Annotated in this window: 17 protein-coding genes and 1 pseudogene; 8 read left to right on the top strand and 10 right to left on the bottom strand. The window is 61.6% G+C overall.

The window, feature by feature from the left end:
* Positions 1–118 precede the first annotated feature (118 nt).
* Both shn_RS33080 and shn_RS33075 read left to right on the top strand, forming a co-directional pair.
* Complete coding sequence (locus shn_RS33080; RefSeq protein WP_064334686.1) at positions 119–751, top strand: DUF433 domain-containing protein; 633 nt, start codon at positions 119–121, stop codon at positions 749–751.
* The gene (locus shn_RS33075) at positions 748–1,125 is read left to right on the top strand and encodes a DUF5615 family PIN-like protein (RefSeq protein WP_064334685.1); all 378 of its coding nucleotides are present in this window, start codon (positions 748–750) and stop codon (positions 1,123–1,125) included. The genes shn_RS33080 and shn_RS33075 overlap by 4 nt, the downstream gene beginning before the upstream one ends.
* Positions 1,126–1,141: 16 nt before the next feature.
* Here shn_RS33075 and shn_RS33070 read toward each other — a convergent pair whose 3' ends face one another.
* From shn_RS33070 to traA, 4 genes are read right to left on the bottom strand one after another with little or no spacing between them, the layout of a single operon-like run.
* Entirely contained in the window at positions 1,142–1,756 is a 615-nt protein-coding gene (locus tag shn_RS33070; RefSeq protein WP_064334684.1) for a TraH family protein, read from the bottom strand.
* Positions 1,757–1,773: 17 nt separating this feature from the next.
* Positions 1,774–2,934, bottom strand: coding sequence for a conjugal transfer protein TraB (locus tag shn_RS33065; RefSeq protein WP_064334683.1), 1,161 nt, complete (start codon positions 2,932–2,934; stop codon positions 1,774–1,776).
* Positions 2,924–3,490 carry a conjugative transfer signal peptidase TraF gene (gene traF / locus shn_RS33060; RefSeq protein WP_064334682.1) on the bottom strand — a complete coding sequence of 189 codons (567 nt, stop codon included), beginning with the start codon at positions 3,488–3,490 and terminating at the stop codon, positions 2,924–2,926. The genes shn_RS33065 and traF overlap by 11 nt, the downstream gene beginning before the upstream one ends.
* Positions 3,487–6,798, bottom strand: a complete 3,312-nt coding sequence (gene traA, locus shn_RS33055) for a Ti-type conjugative transfer relaxase TraA (protein ID WP_064334681.1) — start codon at positions 6,796–6,798, stop codon at positions 3,487–3,489. The genes traF and traA overlap by 4 nt, the downstream gene beginning before the upstream one ends.
* A 258-nt stretch (positions 6,799–7,056) precedes the next feature.
* Between traA and traC the strand changes: the two genes are divergently transcribed.
* From traC to shn_RS37325, 5 genes and pseudogenes are all read left to right on the top strand, one after another.
* On the top strand, positions 7,057–7,353 hold the full coding sequence (gene traC, locus shn_RS33050; protein WP_064334680.1) for a conjugal transfer protein TraC: 297 nt from the start codon (positions 7,057–7,059) through the stop codon (positions 7,351–7,353).
* Positions 7,354–7,357: 4 nt separating this feature from the next.
* Entirely contained in the window at positions 7,358–7,573 is a 216-nt protein-coding gene (gene traD / locus shn_RS33045; protein ID WP_064334679.1) for a type IV conjugative transfer system coupling protein TraD, read from the top strand.
* Complete coding sequence (gene traG / locus shn_RS33040) at positions 7,566–9,542, top strand: Ti-type conjugative transfer system protein TraG (RefSeq protein ID WP_064334678.1); 1,977 nt, start codon at positions 7,566–7,568, stop codon at positions 9,540–9,542. The genes traD and traG overlap by 8 nt, the downstream gene beginning before the upstream one ends.
* Positions 9,543–9,909: 367 nt before the next feature.
* The gene (locus shn_RS33035) at positions 9,910–10,353 is read left to right on the top strand and encodes a thermonuclease family protein (protein ID WP_206362251.1); all 444 of its coding nucleotides are present in this window, start codon (positions 9,910–9,912) and stop codon (positions 10,351–10,353) included.
* A gap of 202 nt (positions 10,354–10,555) precedes the next feature.
* Positions 10,556–10,801: pseudogene (locus shn_RS37325) on the top strand (WGR domain-containing protein); the annotation flags it as partial.
* 583 nt (positions 10,802–11,384) lie between these two features.
* Here shn_RS37325 and shn_RS33025 read toward each other — a convergent pair.
* From shn_RS33025 to shn_RS33010, 5 genes are all read right to left on the bottom strand, one after another.
* A complete protein-coding gene (locus shn_RS33025; protein ID WP_064334676.1) occupies positions 11,385–11,876 on the bottom strand; it encodes a hypothetical protein in 492 nt (163 codons plus the stop codon).
* Positions 11,877–12,197: 321 nt separating this feature from the next.
* Entirely contained in the window at positions 12,198–12,362 is a 165-nt protein-coding gene (locus shn_RS36720) for a hypothetical protein (protein WP_165225628.1), read from the bottom strand.
* A 328-nt stretch (positions 12,363–12,690) separates the two neighbouring features.
* Complete coding sequence (locus shn_RS33020; protein ID WP_064334675.1) at positions 12,691–12,999, bottom strand: DUF736 domain-containing protein; 309 nt, start codon at positions 12,997–12,999, stop codon at positions 12,691–12,693.
* Between the two features lie 421 nt (positions 13,000–13,420).
* The gene (locus shn_RS33015; RefSeq protein WP_064334674.1) at positions 13,421–14,476 is read right to left on the bottom strand and encodes a Fic family protein; all 1,056 of its coding nucleotides are present in this window, start codon (positions 14,474–14,476) and stop codon (positions 13,421–13,423) included.
* A 166-nt stretch (positions 14,477–14,642) separates the two neighbouring features.
* Entirely contained in the window at positions 14,643–14,951 is a 309-nt protein-coding gene (locus tag shn_RS33010; protein WP_064334673.1) for a DUF736 domain-containing protein, read from the bottom strand.
* A 450-nt stretch (positions 14,952–15,401) separates the two neighbouring features.
* Between shn_RS33010 and shn_RS36715 the strand changes: the two genes are divergently transcribed.
* Positions 15,402–15,578: a hypothetical protein gene (locus tag shn_RS36715; protein ID WP_168169018.1), complete on the top strand. Its 177-nt coding sequence runs from the start codon at positions 15,402–15,404 to the stop codon at positions 15,576–15,578.
* Positions 15,579–15,581: 3 nt separating this feature from the next.
* Here the strand turns inward: shn_RS36715 and shn_RS33005 are convergent, their stop codons facing one another.
* Positions 15,582–16,508, bottom strand: coding sequence for an ArdC family protein (locus shn_RS33005; RefSeq protein ID WP_064334672.1), 927 nt, complete (start codon positions 16,506–16,508; stop codon positions 15,582–15,584).
* Positions 16,509–16,632: the final 124 nt, after the last annotated feature.

Raw genomic sequence — 16,632 nt, 5'->3', positions numbered from 1 at the left:
GCTTCGAAGCCAATGCGCATCGACTAGGTTGGGACAGCTCGACCATGAGATCCAGCAGGGGTCACGCCTTTACACGAGCGGCGGGCCGCATTATATATTCTCCACAAGGAGAATGATTATGGCCAGCACATCACACGCCTACACGCCCGCCGAGGCGGCGGCTGTCAGCGAGATCGCTGTGAAGTCGGTGCACAATGCGATCGACAAGCGCATCATCGAGACTCATCTCGTCGGCAGCAGAGGGCGGGCACTCACCGATGAGGATCTGCTTCGGTTGAAGCTCTGGTATGGCGTCGGATCGATCTTGTCTGCCGAGCGGCGCAAGCGCCTCTTCGATACGATCGACCAGAACCCCGATGCCGAAACCGTAAGGGCAGACGACTATCTCATTATCGACGTTGCGCGGGCACGAGAACAACTGGCTGCACGGGCCGAGGCTCTTCGAGAAGCCGAACGTATGATTGAAAGCGTGAAAGGCGTCGTGGGGGGCGAGCCGGTTTTCAAGCGAACCCGTGTTCCCGTGCGAACGATTGCCGCGATGAAGACTCAAGGCGCAAGTACAGCGGAAATCGTCGAGGGCTATCCTTCGCTCACCGAGCGCATGGTGGAACTTGCCGAGATCTGGGTTGCCGCCCATCCCGCCAGAGGACGTCCGAAGAAGCTGTCGGAGCAGGGCCTGAAGGTGAAATCCGTGAAACACCTGAGCCTTCGCAACGAGAACGCCTCCAAACCGTCTGGCTCGACCTCGTGAGGTTTCTTATCGATGAATGCCTTCACACGTCTCTCGTGGCCGTGGCTCAAGAGCACGGCCACGATTGTTTCCATGTGAACTGGCTGGGACTGAGCGGCGAAACCGACTGGGACCTGATGCCTCGGATCATCGAGGAGGATTTCACCTTCGTGACGAATAATGCCCGCGACTTCCGGAAGCTCTACGCCAAGGAAGAGCTGCATGCGGGTCTGGTGATTATCGTCCCGCAGGTGCTGCCTGTGCTGCAACGAGACTTGTTTGCCCTCATACTGCAGGATTTGGCAGACACGCAAGATATGGTCAACGAAGTCATCGAAGTGACCCTCGATGGCGAAGACGCTGTTCTCACGCGCTATTCGCTTCCGGAGGCATAGCGCCTTCCCAAGGGGATCATTTTCCTCCAATCCTCGACAGATCGATCCGCATCTCGGCCGATCCAACGCTTTCGCTTTTCTCGACGCTTTCAGCGTCTGTACCCGCAGGCAGTATGTCCACGCCGGCCTTGTCCTGGTCTGCCGGCAACACGTTGTCGATCATGACGCTTTTTCCGGGATCGTCCGCCTGGAAAACATTCACGCCCTCGAACTCACCGGTCTTCCAGGCATAGACCGCATCCCAGAAAATCTGCGGGAAGACATCGTCGCTCTTCGGATTGCCGTACCACTTGGCGACAATTCGAAGGACCTTGGCAAACATGGTCGTCCCCTTGCGGAGGTTTTCGCAAGCATCGACGAGGTCAGGTTTCAGTTCGGACGCGTCCTTGACGCCGACACCCGCCGGGAACTGCGTCAGGCCAACACGAACCACTGCCTGGCCGGCATACTGGCGGACGATCGCCATTGCCTCGTCCGGCGTCGTCGCTTTCGGGACGAGGATCAATCTGCCACCCGATTTGACCGCGACGGCAAGCGGATCGTTCGAGCCCGCGGCGGTCACGAACTGTTCGACGATCGCCGGCTTCAATGAGGGGTCGGCGCATTGTTGGATTACGGCAGCATCGAGCATCGCGGGCTCCTTGGCATTCAGGTGTTGAAGGAAATCAGGAGGGGTTTGGCGAACAAACGCGCCCAGGCTTGCGCACTGGCGCGTTGGATGGCGACGATGGATGTACCCTTGGTCCACCAGCCGTTACCGACGGCGACAATGACGTCCGGCCGCCGTAGCATGGATTGGAGAACGGGCCAGACGATCAGCTGCTCGTAGCAGATCAGCGGTGCGATCCGACCGTCGGCGACGGTCGCGACCGGGTTTTCGAAGAAGTGCGCCCTCGCGCCGCCGCTTGCCCCAAATAAGGAGCGCCACGGCTGCCACATGGAACCTGGGACCGGCATCCGCTCGCGATAGAGGATTTGGGCGGCGGCGGCCGAGATGGCGACCAGCACATTGTCGTATCCGCCTGCATCGACGACCGCAGCGCCGGCGATGACGGTGGTGTCAGTTCCCTGCAGGGATCGTACCCAGAGCCGCTCGACCGTCGGCGTCCAGAAGCCCAGCGCGCTCTCGGGAAGAACAATGGTCAGGGCGCCGCCGGATGCTCGATCCTTCACCGTGGCAATCAGATCACGGTGGCGCTCAATGCTGGGGTCGCGGCCCAGCGAAGCGCCCATTTCGAGATCGATCCCCTGCCAGGAATCCGGTAGTTTCGGTTCGTCCCAGGTTGCGGCGGACCAGATCCAAAAGCCTGCCAGGACAACCGCGACAGCTGGCCGCATGGTTACGAGGCCCATGAGGCCGCCTGTCGCGGCAAGCAATCCCCACCATCCCCATCCCGGAAACAGCACGCCCGCGGCCGTGATCGGATGTGCCCAACCGGTGATACCGAATGGCGGAATGGCCATGAGCAGGACTGCCGCGAAATAGCGAAACGGCCGCGTCGGTTCGCATCGTGTCCAGAGCATAGCGTGAACGCCGACAAACCCGAGCGATGCGCTGAGCCAGAGCAGCAACCCCGACCACAGATCCGACGAATAGAAAGTTGCAACGCCCTGCGGCAGACCGCGTGACGCAGCGAGGAAATAACCGGCCGAAACAAACACCGCCGTCCGTCTCGATCGCGCAAGCGCCCAGAGGATCGGAAACGAGAACGCGGTCGGAAGAAGAAGGACGTGGCCACTCCACGCGACCGTTCCGGCGATGATGGAAGCTGCAATCAACAATGCCGGTCGAAGGTATTCACGGCGCATAGGTTAGCACCGGTTGCGCCAGGCCGAGAATGCCGGATACGGGCAGGGGACCGAAATAGCGGGAGTCATAGGAGCCCCTGAACGATGAATGGAGGAAGACGCTTTCTGCCGGCACGACACCGCCTGAATAGGGCGCCATAGGCCGCCCCCTGCCGTCCCGCTCGACCAAATCGGAAAACGGGAGCGGGCGCCCATCGATCGTCACGCCGGCGCCGATTTCGACATGCTGCCCGGCAACTGCGACAACCGTCTTGATGAGCGGCGCGACCCCAGTCGGGCAGATGCCGGCCCGGAGATAGCCACGCTCTCGCGCCTCTCGCATGACAGGCGCCTCAGGCGGACAAATGAAGACGAGATCGCCGGCCGATACCGGACGATCGAGCGCAAAGATGCGCCAGAGGCCGAGGGGTTCGCTTGGCGTCAGGTTGATACGATAGCCGCCGATGATGGCCGCAGCGACACCGCCCCCAAAGACGGATGCCGCCACCAGCAAGAGCGTGACGGCATTGGATCGTTGTGCACTTCCCAACCAACGTACAGAGACTTGGGCCGTCATTTGAGAGAGAGCCCCTGCCTCTTCGTCTGACGCAGGGTTTCGGCCTGTTTCAACGCCTCGGTCGTCCGCTCATGCGCAGCCAGCTGCTGCACTGTCCGCATCGCATTCCACGCCGATTGCACCTCGGCCTTCTGTGCGGCCGTCATCCCTGCGGTGACAGTGCTGAACGTCTGTCCATTGGCGTCCTTGGCGGCCAAAGGCAGGAAGGTTCGCTCGCCGAAACGCTCCGCTACGGCTCGCGCAAATCCGTCCAGTTCCACCTTCACCATCTTGTCGGCAAGCGCATATTCGAGACCGGCTGGCAGGTCGTTGCGGTCGATCGCATCACGCACACGTTCGAGAGTCTGTTTTGCGTTGACCGAGAGCGCCGGAATATCGATCGACACCTTCAGACGGACGGCACGTTCCTCGACCTCATATTTGCGTTCCGCGTCCGCCCGCTGCCGCAGATAGCGCTCGAGATTACGCGCGAGCGCAGGCGCATTGGTCTCAGCCTTCTCGCGCTCTCGGCTGTCGGTGCGGCTCGCGAACATCCCGGTCTTGCCCTTCAGCCCACCGAAGTGTTCAGGGTTCGATCCGATCGTCGCCAGCGTGGATTTCGCGACAGTCTCGTCCTTCAGCATCGCTTCGACGTCGATTGCCTTGAAGGCGCTTTCCGGCTTCGCGTAGACCAGGTGGAAGCGGGTCGAGACCTCCTCCCACTGCTTCTTCAATCCTGGATCGGCGGCGACCTTGTCCTCGACCGCTTGTTCGAATGATTTGGCGAAAGTCGTGACGCCCGAGACCATGGGCTTTGCCTCCTTGGTGGTTTTTTGGGTTGGAGAATGGCTGGCGCCACGGACGAGACCGAGCTTGCCGGCAATGGCGGCAAGGCGCGCACCAAGATTGGCGAGCTTGTCCTTCTGTCTGACTGTCCATTCCAGGCGATCGTGAAGCAACGTGCGGGCGACGCTGACGATGTTGAGACCGCGCGCTTCGGCAAAGCGAAGTGCCTGGCGGTAGAAGGCGCCCTTCTCATAGTCGAGCGTCGTGTCCTTCGCATTGCGTCGCGACAGGATCTGGATCAGCCCACCGTTCTTAGCGAAGGATCTGCGGCCATAGTAGACGGCCAGGTCCTCACTATGACGCGTCATGGCAACGTAGGTCAGATGCCGATCAAGCGACAGCGACGCCAGGACCTTGACCCGATCGACGGTCGCGCCCTGGCTCTTGTGAATGGTGGTCGCATAGCCGTAGTCGAGGTTGTTGTAGAAGCGTTGCTCGACCAGCACCTGGCGGACATGCTCGCCATCGCCGACCTGCGCCGTGATGCGTCCCGCTCCCGTCTCGACGACCTTGGCCAGCATGCCGTTCTTGACGCCGAGCGACCCTTCATTCTTGAGGAATACGATCTGGTCGCCGACAGCGAAGTTGCGATCGCCATCCGCCGTCTTGAACATGGTTCCTTTGTCGAGAACCCCGCGTTCGATCAGCTTGATGCGCGCCATCTGGTTCAGCATGTGAACGTCCCGACGCAAATGGGCAAGGATCAGCGACGTCTTCGTCGGATCGTAATCGCGGTCCCAAGCGGCGATGAGATTGTCGACGGCGTCGGCCTTCAAATCCCAGCCGATCACCTTGCCATTGGCACGGTAGGCGTCGACCGCCTTGCCGACCTTGCCGCGCGCCAAATCAAGCGAGGCATCGCGCATCCATTGCTCGCGCTGGCGATAGATGGTTTCGAGTTCCGCATAGCCGATGCGGTCTGCGATGGCGCGGAAGGCGGCGCCGGCTTCGATCGGTTGAAGCTGTTCGGGATCGCCGATGAGAACGAGCTTGGCGCCGGCCTTCGTCACCGCTTCGACGAACAGGGCCATCTGCCGCGACGACACCATGCCGGCTTCGTCGAGAACAAACATCGTCTTGCTATCGAGCTGATCGCGGCCTTGGTTCCAACGGATTTCCCAGGACGAGAGCGTCCGAGAGACAATCCCGGCTTCCTTCTCCAGGCCCTCGGCCGCCTTGCCGGCAAGTGCGCCACCGACAACACGATAGCCAGCCGCTTCCCAGGCTTCGCGCGCGGCCCTCATCATCGTCGTCTTACCGGCGCCGGCGCGGCCGACAACGGCCGCGATCCGCTCGGCTCCCGCTACATGCTCGATCGCGGTTCTCTGCTCATCCGACAGCCGGTCGTGGCGCTTGAACGTTGCGGCGAGTGCCGCGTCCCGCACGCTGTGCGACGAACGCTGAGACAGCCAGATGGCGCGATTGGCCATCTCGGCTTCGAGGCGGATCATGTCGCGGGTCGTGTATTTGGCGGGTAACCTAACCCCGGTGGCAAATTCGATCCGCTCGCGCTCGAGGCGGAACGTGTCGGGGTGCAGGATGATCCGGACCATGAGGCTTTGGAACAGGGCGGGATCGTCAATGTAGCGGTGAAGGATCTTGGCGACATCGCGCTCGTCGAAGACGCTCTTCTCACGCGTGATCAGGTCGAGCACGAGCTTCGGATTACGGTCGATTCGTCTCGCGTTCTCAGCCCTGCGAGCGTCCTGCAATTCGACGCGCTCGAGCTCCAACGGCTTGGAGGCGCGATCGGCTTTGCGCTCGATTGCCTTCGTGCCAACGCCGAGATGGATGGTCGGTTCGAGATCGATCCCCTGTTTTTCGAAGGAGCGGCCATCCACTCGGATATCGAGACCGGCGAGCGCCAAGTGCCGGTTCTGGCAGGCAAACCAACCATCGCGGAAACTGTTGAAGTCGTCGGTGCTGCCGGCCCAGAGTTCATAGACGATCTTGCCGGCATCGTTGCGAACGGCATTGCCGTCCGGCCCGACCACCGCAACCTTCTTGGCACCGAAACCGTCCTCGGTCAGCGGCCGCAACGTCGTCATGAGATGAACGTGCGGATTGCCTGGGGCGTCATGATAGACCCAGTCAGCCACCATGCCCTTCGACCTGATATGCCGATCCACGAAATCCCGCATCAGCGCGATGTTCTGCTGGGCAGTCAGCTCGAGCGGCAAGGCGATGGTGACATCCTTGGCGAGTTGCGCATCGGATCGTTTCTCGAATGCCTCCACCTTGTTCCAGAAGGCTTCCGACGCGCCGGCGACCGAACGATCGGCGATCATACTGCGGAGCCACTCCGGCGCATCGGCAGGGATTACGAATTCCTCATGCAGGAGGCCCTGCTTGCGGGTGTAGTCGATGGTCCGTGCCTCACGCTCGAACGCCATCTTCGCGCAATGCCGGTAGGCCGCCGACAGCACGGCGCTGCGGCCGGAGCCGCGGGCGACGACGCTGACGGAGAAATGGGGGACGGCCACGGCGGAATTCTTTCCCGGTTGCAAACGAAATCAATTAGTTCGTTGGGAGCGGCAGGCTCGGCCCAAGGGCCTCAAGCAAGGGCGTCGCGCCAGTGACGTATAATTGCGCCCTTCGGATCCGCTCCTTCGGAACGGCCGGGATCATTCACCAAAGCTCGCGCTTTGGCGATTGTAGGATTCACAGTAGTGCGTTCCGCACTCACCTCCTTAGAACTGGGTTCGAAAGGCAACCTTTCTCACCCAAGGGAGACAAACGGAATGAAGAAACCATCCTCCAAGATCCGCGACGAAATCGCCAAACTCCAGGAACAGCTCAAAGCCGCGGAAACCCGTGAGGCCGAGCGCATCGGCCGTATCGCTCTCAAGGCAGGTCTCGGCGAGATTGAAGTCGACGAGGCCGAGTTGCAGGCGGCCTTCGAGGACCTGGCGAAACGGTTTCGCGGAGGAAAGGCGGCTACGACCGGAGGGAAGAAGGGAGGTAACGCCGGCGAAAGCAGCGCACCGTCCGCGCAGAACGCGGCTGGCGCGGCTGCGAGCGGGACTGCTGAGGCTTGAGCGGATGGCGCGCACGACCACTGCCGACGCCCGCAAAAAGGACACGCGGGAAAAGATCGAACTCGGCGGCCTGATCGTCAAAGCGGGTCTTCGCTACGAGAAGCGGGCGCTTTTACTGGGCGCCCTCATCGATGTGAGCCGGCGCCTGAAAAGCGACGACACGGAAAAATCGCGGCTGCTGGCGATCGGCGCGGAGGCCTTCGGGAAAAGCGATGAATAGGATCATGCTCTTCATCGCGCCCGTCGCATTGATGATCCTGGCCGCCGTCGCCATCACGGGGGTCGAGCACTGGCTGTCTGCCTTCGGGAAGACGGAGGCAGCGCGACAGGCGCTCGACCGAACCGGCATCGCTGTGCCCTATCTGACCGCGGCGTTCATCGGCATCGTCTTCCTGTTCGCGAGCGCCGGCGCGATCAGGGTCAAGACCGCAGGGTGGGGCGTCGTCGCCGGCGGCGTGGCGACGATCCTGATTGCCGCGTTTCGCGAAACGATCCGGTTGTCGGCACTCACGGACCAGGTGCCAGTGGGCAAGTCCATTATCGCCTATGTCGATCCCGCCACGTTGATCGGAGCAGGGGCCGCGGCAATGGCGGCCTGCTTTGCGCTACGCGTTGCGCTCGTCGGCAACGCGGCGTTCGCCAGTGCCGAGCCAAGGCGTATTCGTGGCAAGCGAGCGCTGCACGGCGAGGCGGATTGGATGAAGCTTGCCGATGCCGCAAAGCTGCTTTCGGACGCCGGCGGTATCGTGATCGGCGAACAATACCGTGTAGACAGGGACAGCGTCGCGGAACGCTCGTTTCGGGCCGACAGTCCCGAAACATGGGGCGCCGGCGGCACGTCACCGTTGCTCTGCTTCGACGGCTCGTTCGGTTCGTCGCATGGTATCGTGTTCGCCGGTTCCGGCGGTTTCAAGACGACGTCGGTGACAATCCCGACCGCTTTGAAATGGGGCGGCTCGCTGATCGTTCTCGATCCGTCGAACGAGGTGGCGCCGATGGTCACTGCCCATCGTGCCGGCGCGGACCGCGACGTCTTCGTGGTCGATCCCAAAAAGCCGGAGATTGGCTTCAACGCGCTGGACTGGATCGGGCAATTCGGCGGCACCAAGGAGGAGGATATCGCATCCGTTGCGTCCTGGATCATGAGTGACAGCGGCGGGACACGCGGCGTCCGCGACGACTTCTTCCGCGCCTCGGCATTGCAATTGCTCACTGCGATGATCGCGGACGTTTGCCTGTCCGGTCATACGGAGAAGGAGAGCCAGACGCTTCGCCAGGTGCGCGCCAATCTCTCCGAGCCGGAACCGCAATTGCGTCAACGCCTGCAGGAGATCTACGACAATTCGGGCTCGGATTTCGTGAAGGAAAATGTCGCGGCTTTCGTAAACATGACCCCGGAGACCTTCTCCGGCGTCTATGCCAATGCGATCAAGGAGACCCACTGGCTTTCCTACCCGAACTATGCCGCGCTGGTATCGGGGAAGACGTTTTCGACAAGCGACCTTGCAGCGGGAAACACCGACGCCTTCATCAACATCGATCTCAAGACCCTGGAGACGCATGCGGGCCTCGCACGCGTCATCATCGGCTCGTTCCTCAATGCGATTTATAACCGCGATGGTTCGATGAAGGGCAGAGCACTGTTCCTCCTCGATGAGGTTGCCCGCCTTGGCTACATGCGGATCCTGGAGACCGCGCGCGACGCCGGCCGGAAGTATGGCATCACGCTTCTCATGATCTACCAGTCGATCGGCCAGATGCGGGAAACCTACGGCGGCCGCGATGCGGCGAGCAAGTGGTTCGAGAGCGCCAGCTGGATCAGTTTCGCGGCGATCAACGATACGGAAACCGCGGACTACATCTCGCGTCGCTGCGGCATGACGACGGTCGAGATCGACCAGGTCAGCCGAAGTTCGCAGATGAAAGGATCGTCGCGGACGCGGTCGAAGCAGTTGGCCGCACGACCCTTGATCCTACCGCACGAAGTCCTTCGCATGCGCGCTGACGAACAGATCGTCTTCACGGCGGGGAACGCGCCGCTTCGATGCGGCCGCGCGATCTGGTTTCGGCGCGACGACATGAAAGCTTGCGTTGGCACGAACAGGTTTCACAAGCTTGGAAGCCCACCCGAAGCCTCTCTGGTCGAGCCGGCGCGCAGCGCAGCGAGCAAGGTCGATCCAGAAAAATGAAGAGTATCGGAGAAATCAGCGTGAGCGCCGCACAAAAAGGGCGGGATTTCGGGAATTCTCGTCGTGCGAGAGCGGGAAACGGCGCAGCCGCAGGAGCCTCAACATAGTGGCCCGGAGGGGAGGCGGGACCGACTGCGCCCCGCTCCCGCACACCGTCTGATAGCACGCTTGCTCATAAGCGCGGATGAAACCGAAGCCGATAAGTTGGGGCAAGCAGGAGAGGACCGAGGTGACGAAATCGAATGTGGTTCCGTTCAGAAAGCCGCGGAAGTCCGGCAGCAGGAACGATCGACATCGCTGGCAGGGGAAGTCACCCCGATCAGGACCGAGCCGCCCGCGCAAACCCCTGATCGCGATCCTCTGCGCCATGGTCATTGCTGCGGGAGGCTGGCTTGCCTTCGGGGGTATTAATAATCTTTCAGGGCTTGTGGCTGTGGCCAGGACACCGACAGCGGATTCATCGTCAGCGGCATTTTCATTCTGCGGTGCAGATCGCCATGTGAACTGCATCGTCGACGGCGATACGTTCTGGTTCGAGGGCGAGAAAATCCGCATCGCGGATATCGACACGCCGGAACTCAGCCCGCCGCGCTGCGAGGCGGAAAGGATCAAGGGCGAGACCGCGAAAGCACGCCTGCTGGCGCTGCTGAATGGCGGCAAGTTTTCGCTTTCGGCCGGGTTGCGCGACGAAGACAAGTATGGCCGCAAGCTCCGTAGCGTAACGCGGGCAGGGCGCTCGCTCGGAGACACTCTCGTCAACGAGGGCCTCGCCCGGCGCTGGGACGGTGCCAGACACGGATGGTGCGGCTGAGGACCCGCGAGAGGATCGTTACCGGCTGGCCGAAACCGCCCCGCGGGTTCGGGGAGCGTGAGCGAGTAGAGCCGTGCGCCGAAGGCGTGGCGCCCAAGCCTGTCATGACATTTCCGATATCATCACCGATGTGAATCGATCCACCCCGACCGATTCATAAGTGTCGTTGGACGCGATTCCCGCGATCGGCGATTCTGATCTCATGATCACGCAACCCTACCATCTCTATGTCGAACGCACGGACGTGGCGAAGAACATGGCACGCTACTACGCCATGTCGATCGAACCGAACCTCTTTGGCGATGTTTGCCTGCTCAGGAAGTGGGGCCGCATTGGCGCGAAGGGTCAAATGATGGTCCATCATTTCGGGCGGGAAGAGGAAGCTGTCGAACTGTTTCTCGATCTGCTTCGACAAAAGCGCAAACGCGGTTACCGCCCGCGCGCCTCTGCGGCAAGTTGGGAAAGGCCCGCCGAAGCGGGCCAAGAGGGCGCTTCATCGACGCCGGTCCCAGTCGGTCTCGAGGGACACTTCGATCTTGACGAAGAAGGGGATCTTGATCACGAGCTTCAAGCCGAGCTTGCCCTTGCGGAAGAAGTGGCTGATCACCTTGCAGAGAGTACGGAGCCGACGGCCGGTGGCGGCGAGGAATTGAGCGAGCTGTTGCATGTTGTTTCTCCTTTCGAATTGCGGTCATCGCGGTGATAGTCGGCAGACCGGAAAGGAGGGACGCACCCCGGGGTCCCCGTTGCGTGAGCGCAATGGGGTGGCGCCTAGGGCCGAAACGAATGTGGAGGACTTGCCGGCGACTGAATTTTGATCCGCGAGGAGCAGCAGTGCTGTGGGGAAAATTCTGGCGGCGGCAGGTTGCGTCGTGACGAACGGACTGCAACATCCCCGATGAGAGATGACAGCAGGATCGAAAGGAAGAGGCTCAACTGGTCGCCATCGCTACGATCGCGATGCCTCCTCGACATCCCTATTGAGAGGCGGCTCTCGCCGCCCCTCGGATGAAACTGCACCGCAAGATTGATTATGATTCTGCGTGATCGTCGTAGCTGATACGGGACGCATTTACCGGGATGCCGGTTTCCCGCGTGATCGCCGTGATGATCGGCGCAAGTGAGCCGAGTTCGTCGTCAGTGAGCGCGATCAGCTCCGGATAGTCGATATCAACGCCGGTATAGTCCGCCGTCAAAGCGATGGCCCAATCGCCGCCGTTGATGCGATATTCATGCGTGTCGAAATCGAATTCGAGATCGTCCAGCAAGTTGATAGTAAAGCGCCCGAATATCTCGGCCTCCCCCTCCAACTGATAGTCGGCGAACTCCTCGCCTCCGGTGAGAACGCTCCGCTCCAGCGCCATGATGATCCGCACGCAGCCAATTGCTGCCTCCAGTCCTTTGATCAGGCGATCGTGGAGCGCTCGCGAGAATTCGCTGTCGCAACCGATGCGGTTTGCGAGGACGACGAGACGGAAGCCTGAAAGCTTGGCGTAGAGCATGATGTTCTGATCGGTTGTCATGATGTGATCTCCTTCGTTGATGACGGAGATCGGCCACTCTGTAGCAAAGAGGGGTCAAGGACCGCGGGACGCGGCTCGCAAGCGGGGGAACCGATTTTTCCAGAGCCTGGCGGCGGAAAAATTGGGGGAGACCGCGCCGTCCTTGACGCCGGATTTGCTGGAGTAGAATGGGAGGTCATAGAGAGAAGAGACCCGCGGACCCGTAGGGGACGCGACCGTCTCCGGCGGGAGCCGGGGGGAGCGTTGAGGGGTGAAATCCCTGACAGCCGGGAGGCCGGTCGAGCCGGCGGACCGGCTCAAATAACAGGAGGAACGAGCCGCTCAGAATGGCGGCTCGGCTTCGACGGCGCCCTCCTGTTCGGCAAGCATGACGGCCAGATCGGCCTCGGCGAGTTGGAGCTCCGCCTCGATTTGACGCCGCTCGGCCGCGTCCCATGCGTTCCTCAGTTCGGTCCGCAGTTCCTCGATGTGCTGTTCGATCGTCATCGTCTCATCTCCTTGAGTTCGTGAAAGACGACGACGCGGGGCGGGACGGGATGGCGGGGTCAGGGATCGCGAACGCGACCGCCAGCGGCGGCGAGTGGGGGAGCCGATTTTGTTGGAGCGCCGGGAACCGGAGCGGAGGCAAAATTGGGGGTTGACCGCTCGTCCTTGACGCCGTCAGGCCGGCCCGGCAGGCACCCTCGCTCGATCTGAGCGGCTATCCTCGGTTTCCGTATGGCACCGATAAGGCCGGAACCAGGCTCAACGCCTGGTGCCGGCTTCTCCTGTTGTCGGGAGGAGGCCCCGCCCGGTGGGCGGAGCCTCGAGGACCTCAGTCGCGGTTGGGGCGGGACCAGATGAGCTGGAGGCCGTCTTCGCCTTCGACTTCGGAGAGCGTTGCGTAGATCGGAGCGGGGAAGCTCGGATCGTCCAGCTTGACCGAGAGGTAGTCGCGGCCCTGTTCGGAGGTCTTCTGCCAGGCAGCACCGAGCTCGACATTGCCGGCGTAGATGCGGAAATGCGGGCCCTTGTCGGAGGGGTTCTCGATGCGGGCGATGCGGGCCTTGACGTTGAGGGCAAGCGTGCGGATCGAGCCGTTGAAGCCGGTTTCGGTGGAGGTGAAGGTGCCGATCGTTGACATTGTGGTGTTCCTTTCGTTGGTTTCGGGCCGCGCCCTTCGCGGCCTCGATGGCTGTCGAAAGGACCGGGGACGATCGGACCGCACCCCCGGGGTCCCCATTGCGCATCGCGCCATGGGGTGGCTTGCCGGGCCGCAATGAAATGGAGGGCGGCCGGGAGGAACTTTGTTGCTGCGCGAGGAATGCGGCACGCCGGGGTCCCCGCTCGGCCTGTCGAGTGGGGTTGCGTTCGCAGGGGAAGAAAGTTTCGGATGGCCGTTGCGGGAGGACGATCGAGGCGAAGCCGGTCTCCGGTCAGACATGCCTCATCGAGCCCGCGAATGGAGCCCCGCTATATCAGGCAAAGGCAAGTGGCAATGGCGGCTGCGCACAATTGGACCATAGCACCGATTTCGGCTGATCGGCGGACGCTGCGCTCCGGCGTCAGCTTAAGCCGTACCAGGTCCCACGACCGGCTCCGTGGAGGGTCAGATGTTCCTGCTCGGTCAGCGCCCGAAGATGATCCTTGACGGTGTTGCGGCTCGCGCCTGTCGCTTTGGCCACATCCATCACCGTGACGCGCCCGCGTTCACGCGCCAGTTCGAGGATCGCGACGGACAACTCCGGCAGGTCGCCGAGGAGGATGCGCTCACGCTCGATCTTGCGCTCGAGACGCTGCTTCTGGCGTTGCAGGCTCCGCAGGAAAAACTCGACCCACGGATTCCAGTCCTGTTGGTCCGTTCGTATCGTGCCCTGCGTTCGGCGAAGCGCGAGATAATAGGCTTCCTTGTTCTGCTCGATAACACTTTCCAGTGAGCTGTACGGCACATAGGAATAACCCGCCCGAAGAAGCAGCAAAGTGGTCAGAGCGCGCGACAGTCGGCCATTGCCATCCTGGAAAGGATGGATTTCCAGAAAGACGACGACGAAGACAGCGACGACGAGCAGAGGGTGAAACGTGCCATCCTTCTCCTGAGCTTGTTGCCAGGCCACGAGTTCCGACATTCGGCCCGGCGTATCGAAAGGGGAGGCTGTCGCGAAGACGACGCCCAGACTTCGTCCATCCTCGTCGAAGGCTTCGACGTTGTTGGCAAGGGTTTTCCAGTTTCCCCTATGTCGTTCATCTTTGACCGAGTGCGCGAGCAGATCCCGATGCAGTTGGCGGATGTGGTTTTCGTTAAGCGGGATTGCGTCGAAGGCGGAGAAGATCGTCTCCATCACCTCGGCATAGCCGGCAACCTCCTGTTCGTCTCGGCTGGAGAACGAGCCGATACGGAGGTTCGAGAGCAGCCTTTCGACCTCGCGGTCGCTTAATTTCGCGCCCTCGATACGTGTCGACGATCCGATGCTTTCGATCGTCGCAACCCGCCGCAAGCTGGACAGACGATCGGGTGCGATGCGACCAAGCGCTCGCCACGCGCCTTTGAATTCGTCAATCTCGGCGATCAACGACAGGATCTCAGGCGTGATACGCAATTTGGAGAGATCGAGCGCCGTCATCCATTATCCCATCCGTTTCCATCCAAATGGGGTATGGCATAGCGAGATCCATTTTTCCATCCATTTTCATCCAATATGGAAGGACGGACGGGAAAAAGCCGCGGCACGAAGGAGGCCGCCCTTTTGTCGGGAGAGGCCCCGCCCGGTGGGCGGAGCCTCGAGGACCTCAGTCGCGGTTGGGGCGGGACCAGATGAGCTGGAGGCCGTCTTCGCCTTCGACTTCGGTGAGGGTTGCGTAGATCGGAGCGGGGAAGCTCGGATCGTCCAGCTTGACCGAGAGGTAGTCGCGGCCCTGTTCGGAGGTCTTCTGCCAGGCAGCACCGAGCTCGACATTGCCGGCGTAGATGCGGAAGTGCGGGCCCTTGTCGGAGGGGTTCTCGATGCGGGAGATGCGGGCCTTGACGTTGAGAGCCAGCGTGCGGATCGAGCCGGAGAAGCCGTTTTCGGTGGAGGTGAAGGTGCCGATCGTTGCCATTTTCGTGTTCCTTTCGTTGGTTTCGAGCCGCGCCCTTCGCGGCCCCGATGGCTGTCGCAAGGATCGGAGACGATCGGACCGCACCTGATAAGGCCGGAATGGAATGCAGGACGGCCGGGAGAAACTTTGTTGTTCGCGAGGAATGAGCGCCTCAGCGCTCAGGGAAGAAAGTTTCGATGGCCGTTGCGGGAAGACGATCGAGGCGAAGCCGCTCTCCGATCAGACATGCCTCATCGAGCCCGCAAAGGACGTGGCCTATGCCGACGGGTCAAAAGGAACACGCTGATGGCAACCTGCCACCGCCTCACCGAACGGAACATTGCTGTGGTCGAACCGTTCCTCTGTCGCAATGCCAGAGCAAATTCAGTGGCGACGAACCGGCCAGAGTGGGAGTTGCCTCCAGTAATCAACCCGGTATCGTGTGCTCGCGATTCGTCGCCTGGAGGATACATGCGTCAGCAGACAAAGCCGTTTACCGTCGAAATCAAGCAATCCCGAAAGCTCAAACCGACTGACCGCAAAACCTCGATCTGGGGCAAGCTGGACCTGACACCAGATCAGGCCGCGCTCAAGCAGAGAGAGCCGAGAGAGGTGTCGGCCGTTGGCGGCGACAACGACCGACGCTGATTTCTAAGCCGCGACTTTCTCCTCAGTTGCATCAGGCTGCAGATCGTGCAGGAAGGTGACTGCCCTCTGCGCATGAGCGGCCGCCTGAAAAATCGCCCGCCTGTCTTCGGAAAGCACCGCGAGCCATGAGGCAAGGTACGATGCGTGATCGGGCCGTGGCTCGAGCTCCGGTACGATTCCAAGGTCGGCGCAAAGAAAGCAACTTCCGAGCTCGGCAATGAGTTCCTCGCGGGCGCGCTCGCTCTTGTCCTTGGCATAACGGCAGAGATCGCGGCCCACGCGCCGCGGGTTCGCGGTCCAGTGCGTTGCCTCATGACTCAGCGTTGCCGTATAGGAAGCCGCATCGCGGAAGGTCTGGAACGGCGGCATCTGGATGTGGTCGGTCACCGGCGAATAGTATGCTTGCGACCCGCCATGGCGGATAACGGCGCCGGTATTGCGGAAGAAGCGATCGGCATTCTCTATCCGCTCGACCGGATCGAGAGCCGGTTCCGGACGATGGTAGTGATGGTCCGGCAGACCGTCGATCTGGTCCACATTGAACACAGAGTACGCCTTCAGGAAAGGGATCTCCCGGTCGACCTCCTTGCCATTGCCGTCGGTTTCCGACTTGGTGAAGCGGCTCGCGAACACCACAGTCGAGCCGGTTTCGCCCTTGCGAACCACGGCTCCGAGCTCCCGCGCTTGCTTGAAGGTCATCCACATCGGAGAGGCGAAACCTCTCGCCATCCCCTCGGACCATAGAAGGAGAACGTTCATGCCCGAATAGGGCTGCCCGTTGTGCCGTAGCGGCCGCGTAATCCTGCCTTGAGTGTTGGCTACGTTCCACGGCTTCATCCAGGGACGAACCCCTTTTTCCAGATCGGCAACGATCCGGTCGGTGATCCTCGTGTAGATATCGCCGCGCTCGCCTTCGGTTTTCCTGTTCATGTCTCAAACCTCCTATTCCGAGCCGCGCCTATCGCGGCCCGTCGCGGAGGTCCGAGGGCAGGAGCGGAAGGGCTTGGAGCGCACCGGAACGGCCGAAACAGCGTGGAGGACGGCGAAGCCGTTG

Source organism: Shinella sp. HZN7 (assembly GCF_001652565.1).
Classification (GTDB): domain Bacteria; phylum Pseudomonadota; class Alphaproteobacteria; order Rhizobiales; family Rhizobiaceae; genus Shinella; species Shinella granuli.
The sequence above is the reverse complement of the archived record's forward strand: the minus strand, read 5'-3'. Positions and strand labels throughout refer to the sequence as shown.

What these genes read in the sequence shown, in the direction of transcription:
- traC (WP_064334680.1), top strand. Translation starts at nt 7,057, where the DNA reads ATGAAGAAACCATCCTCCAAGATCCGCGACGAAATCGCCAAACTCCAG.
- traD (WP_064334679.1), top strand. Translation starts at nt 7,358, where the DNA reads ATGGCGCGCACGACCACTGCCGACGCCCGCAAAAAGGACACGCGGGAA.
- shn_RS36720 (WP_165225628.1), bottom strand. Translation starts at nt 12,362, where the DNA reads ATGACGATCGAACAGCACATCGAGGAACTGCGGACCGAACTGAGGAAC.
- traG (WP_064334678.1), top strand. Translation starts at nt 7,566, where the DNA reads ATGAATAGGATCATGCTCTTCATCGCGCCCGTCGCATTGATGATCCTG.
- shn_RS33025 (WP_064334676.1), bottom strand. Translation starts at nt 11,876, where the DNA reads ATGACAACCGATCAGAACATCATGCTCTACGCCAAGCTTTCAGGCTTC.
- shn_RS33080 (WP_064334686.1), top strand. Translation starts at nt 119, where the DNA reads ATGGCCAGCACATCACACGCCTACACGCCCGCCGAGGCGGCGGCTGTC.
- shn_RS33020 (WP_064334675.1), bottom strand. Translation starts at nt 12,999, where the DNA reads ATGTCAACGATCGGCACCTTCACCTCCACCGAAACCGGCTTCAACGGC.
- shn_RS33005 (WP_064334672.1), bottom strand. Translation starts at nt 16,508, where the DNA reads ATGAACAGGAAAACCGAAGGCGAGCGCGGCGATATCTACACGAGGATC.
- traF (WP_064334682.1), bottom strand. Translation starts at nt 3,490, where the DNA reads ATGACGGCCCAAGTCTCTGTACGTTGGTTGGGAAGTGCACAACGATCC.
- shn_RS33035 (WP_206362251.1), top strand. Translation starts at nt 9,910, where the DNA reads ATGGTCATTGCTGCGGGAGGCTGGCTTGCCTTCGGGGGTATTAATAAT.
- shn_RS33010 (WP_064334673.1), bottom strand. Translation starts at nt 14,951, where the DNA reads ATGGCAACGATCGGCACCTTCACCTCCACCGAAAACGGCTTCTCCGGC.
- shn_RS33015 (WP_064334674.1), bottom strand. Translation starts at nt 14,476, where the DNA reads ATGACGGCGCTCGATCTCTCCAAATTGCGTATCACGCCTGAGATCCTG.
- shn_RS33065 (WP_064334683.1), bottom strand. Translation starts at nt 2,934, where the DNA reads ATGCGCCGTGAATACCTTCGACCGGCATTGTTGATTGCAGCTTCCATC.
- shn_RS33070 (WP_064334684.1), bottom strand. Translation starts at nt 1,756, where the DNA reads ATGCTCGATGCTGCCGTAATCCAACAATGCGCCGACCCCTCATTGAAG.
- shn_RS36715 (WP_168169018.1), top strand. Translation starts at nt 15,402, where the DNA reads ATGCGTCAGCAGACAAAGCCGTTTACCGTCGAAATCAAGCAATCCCGA.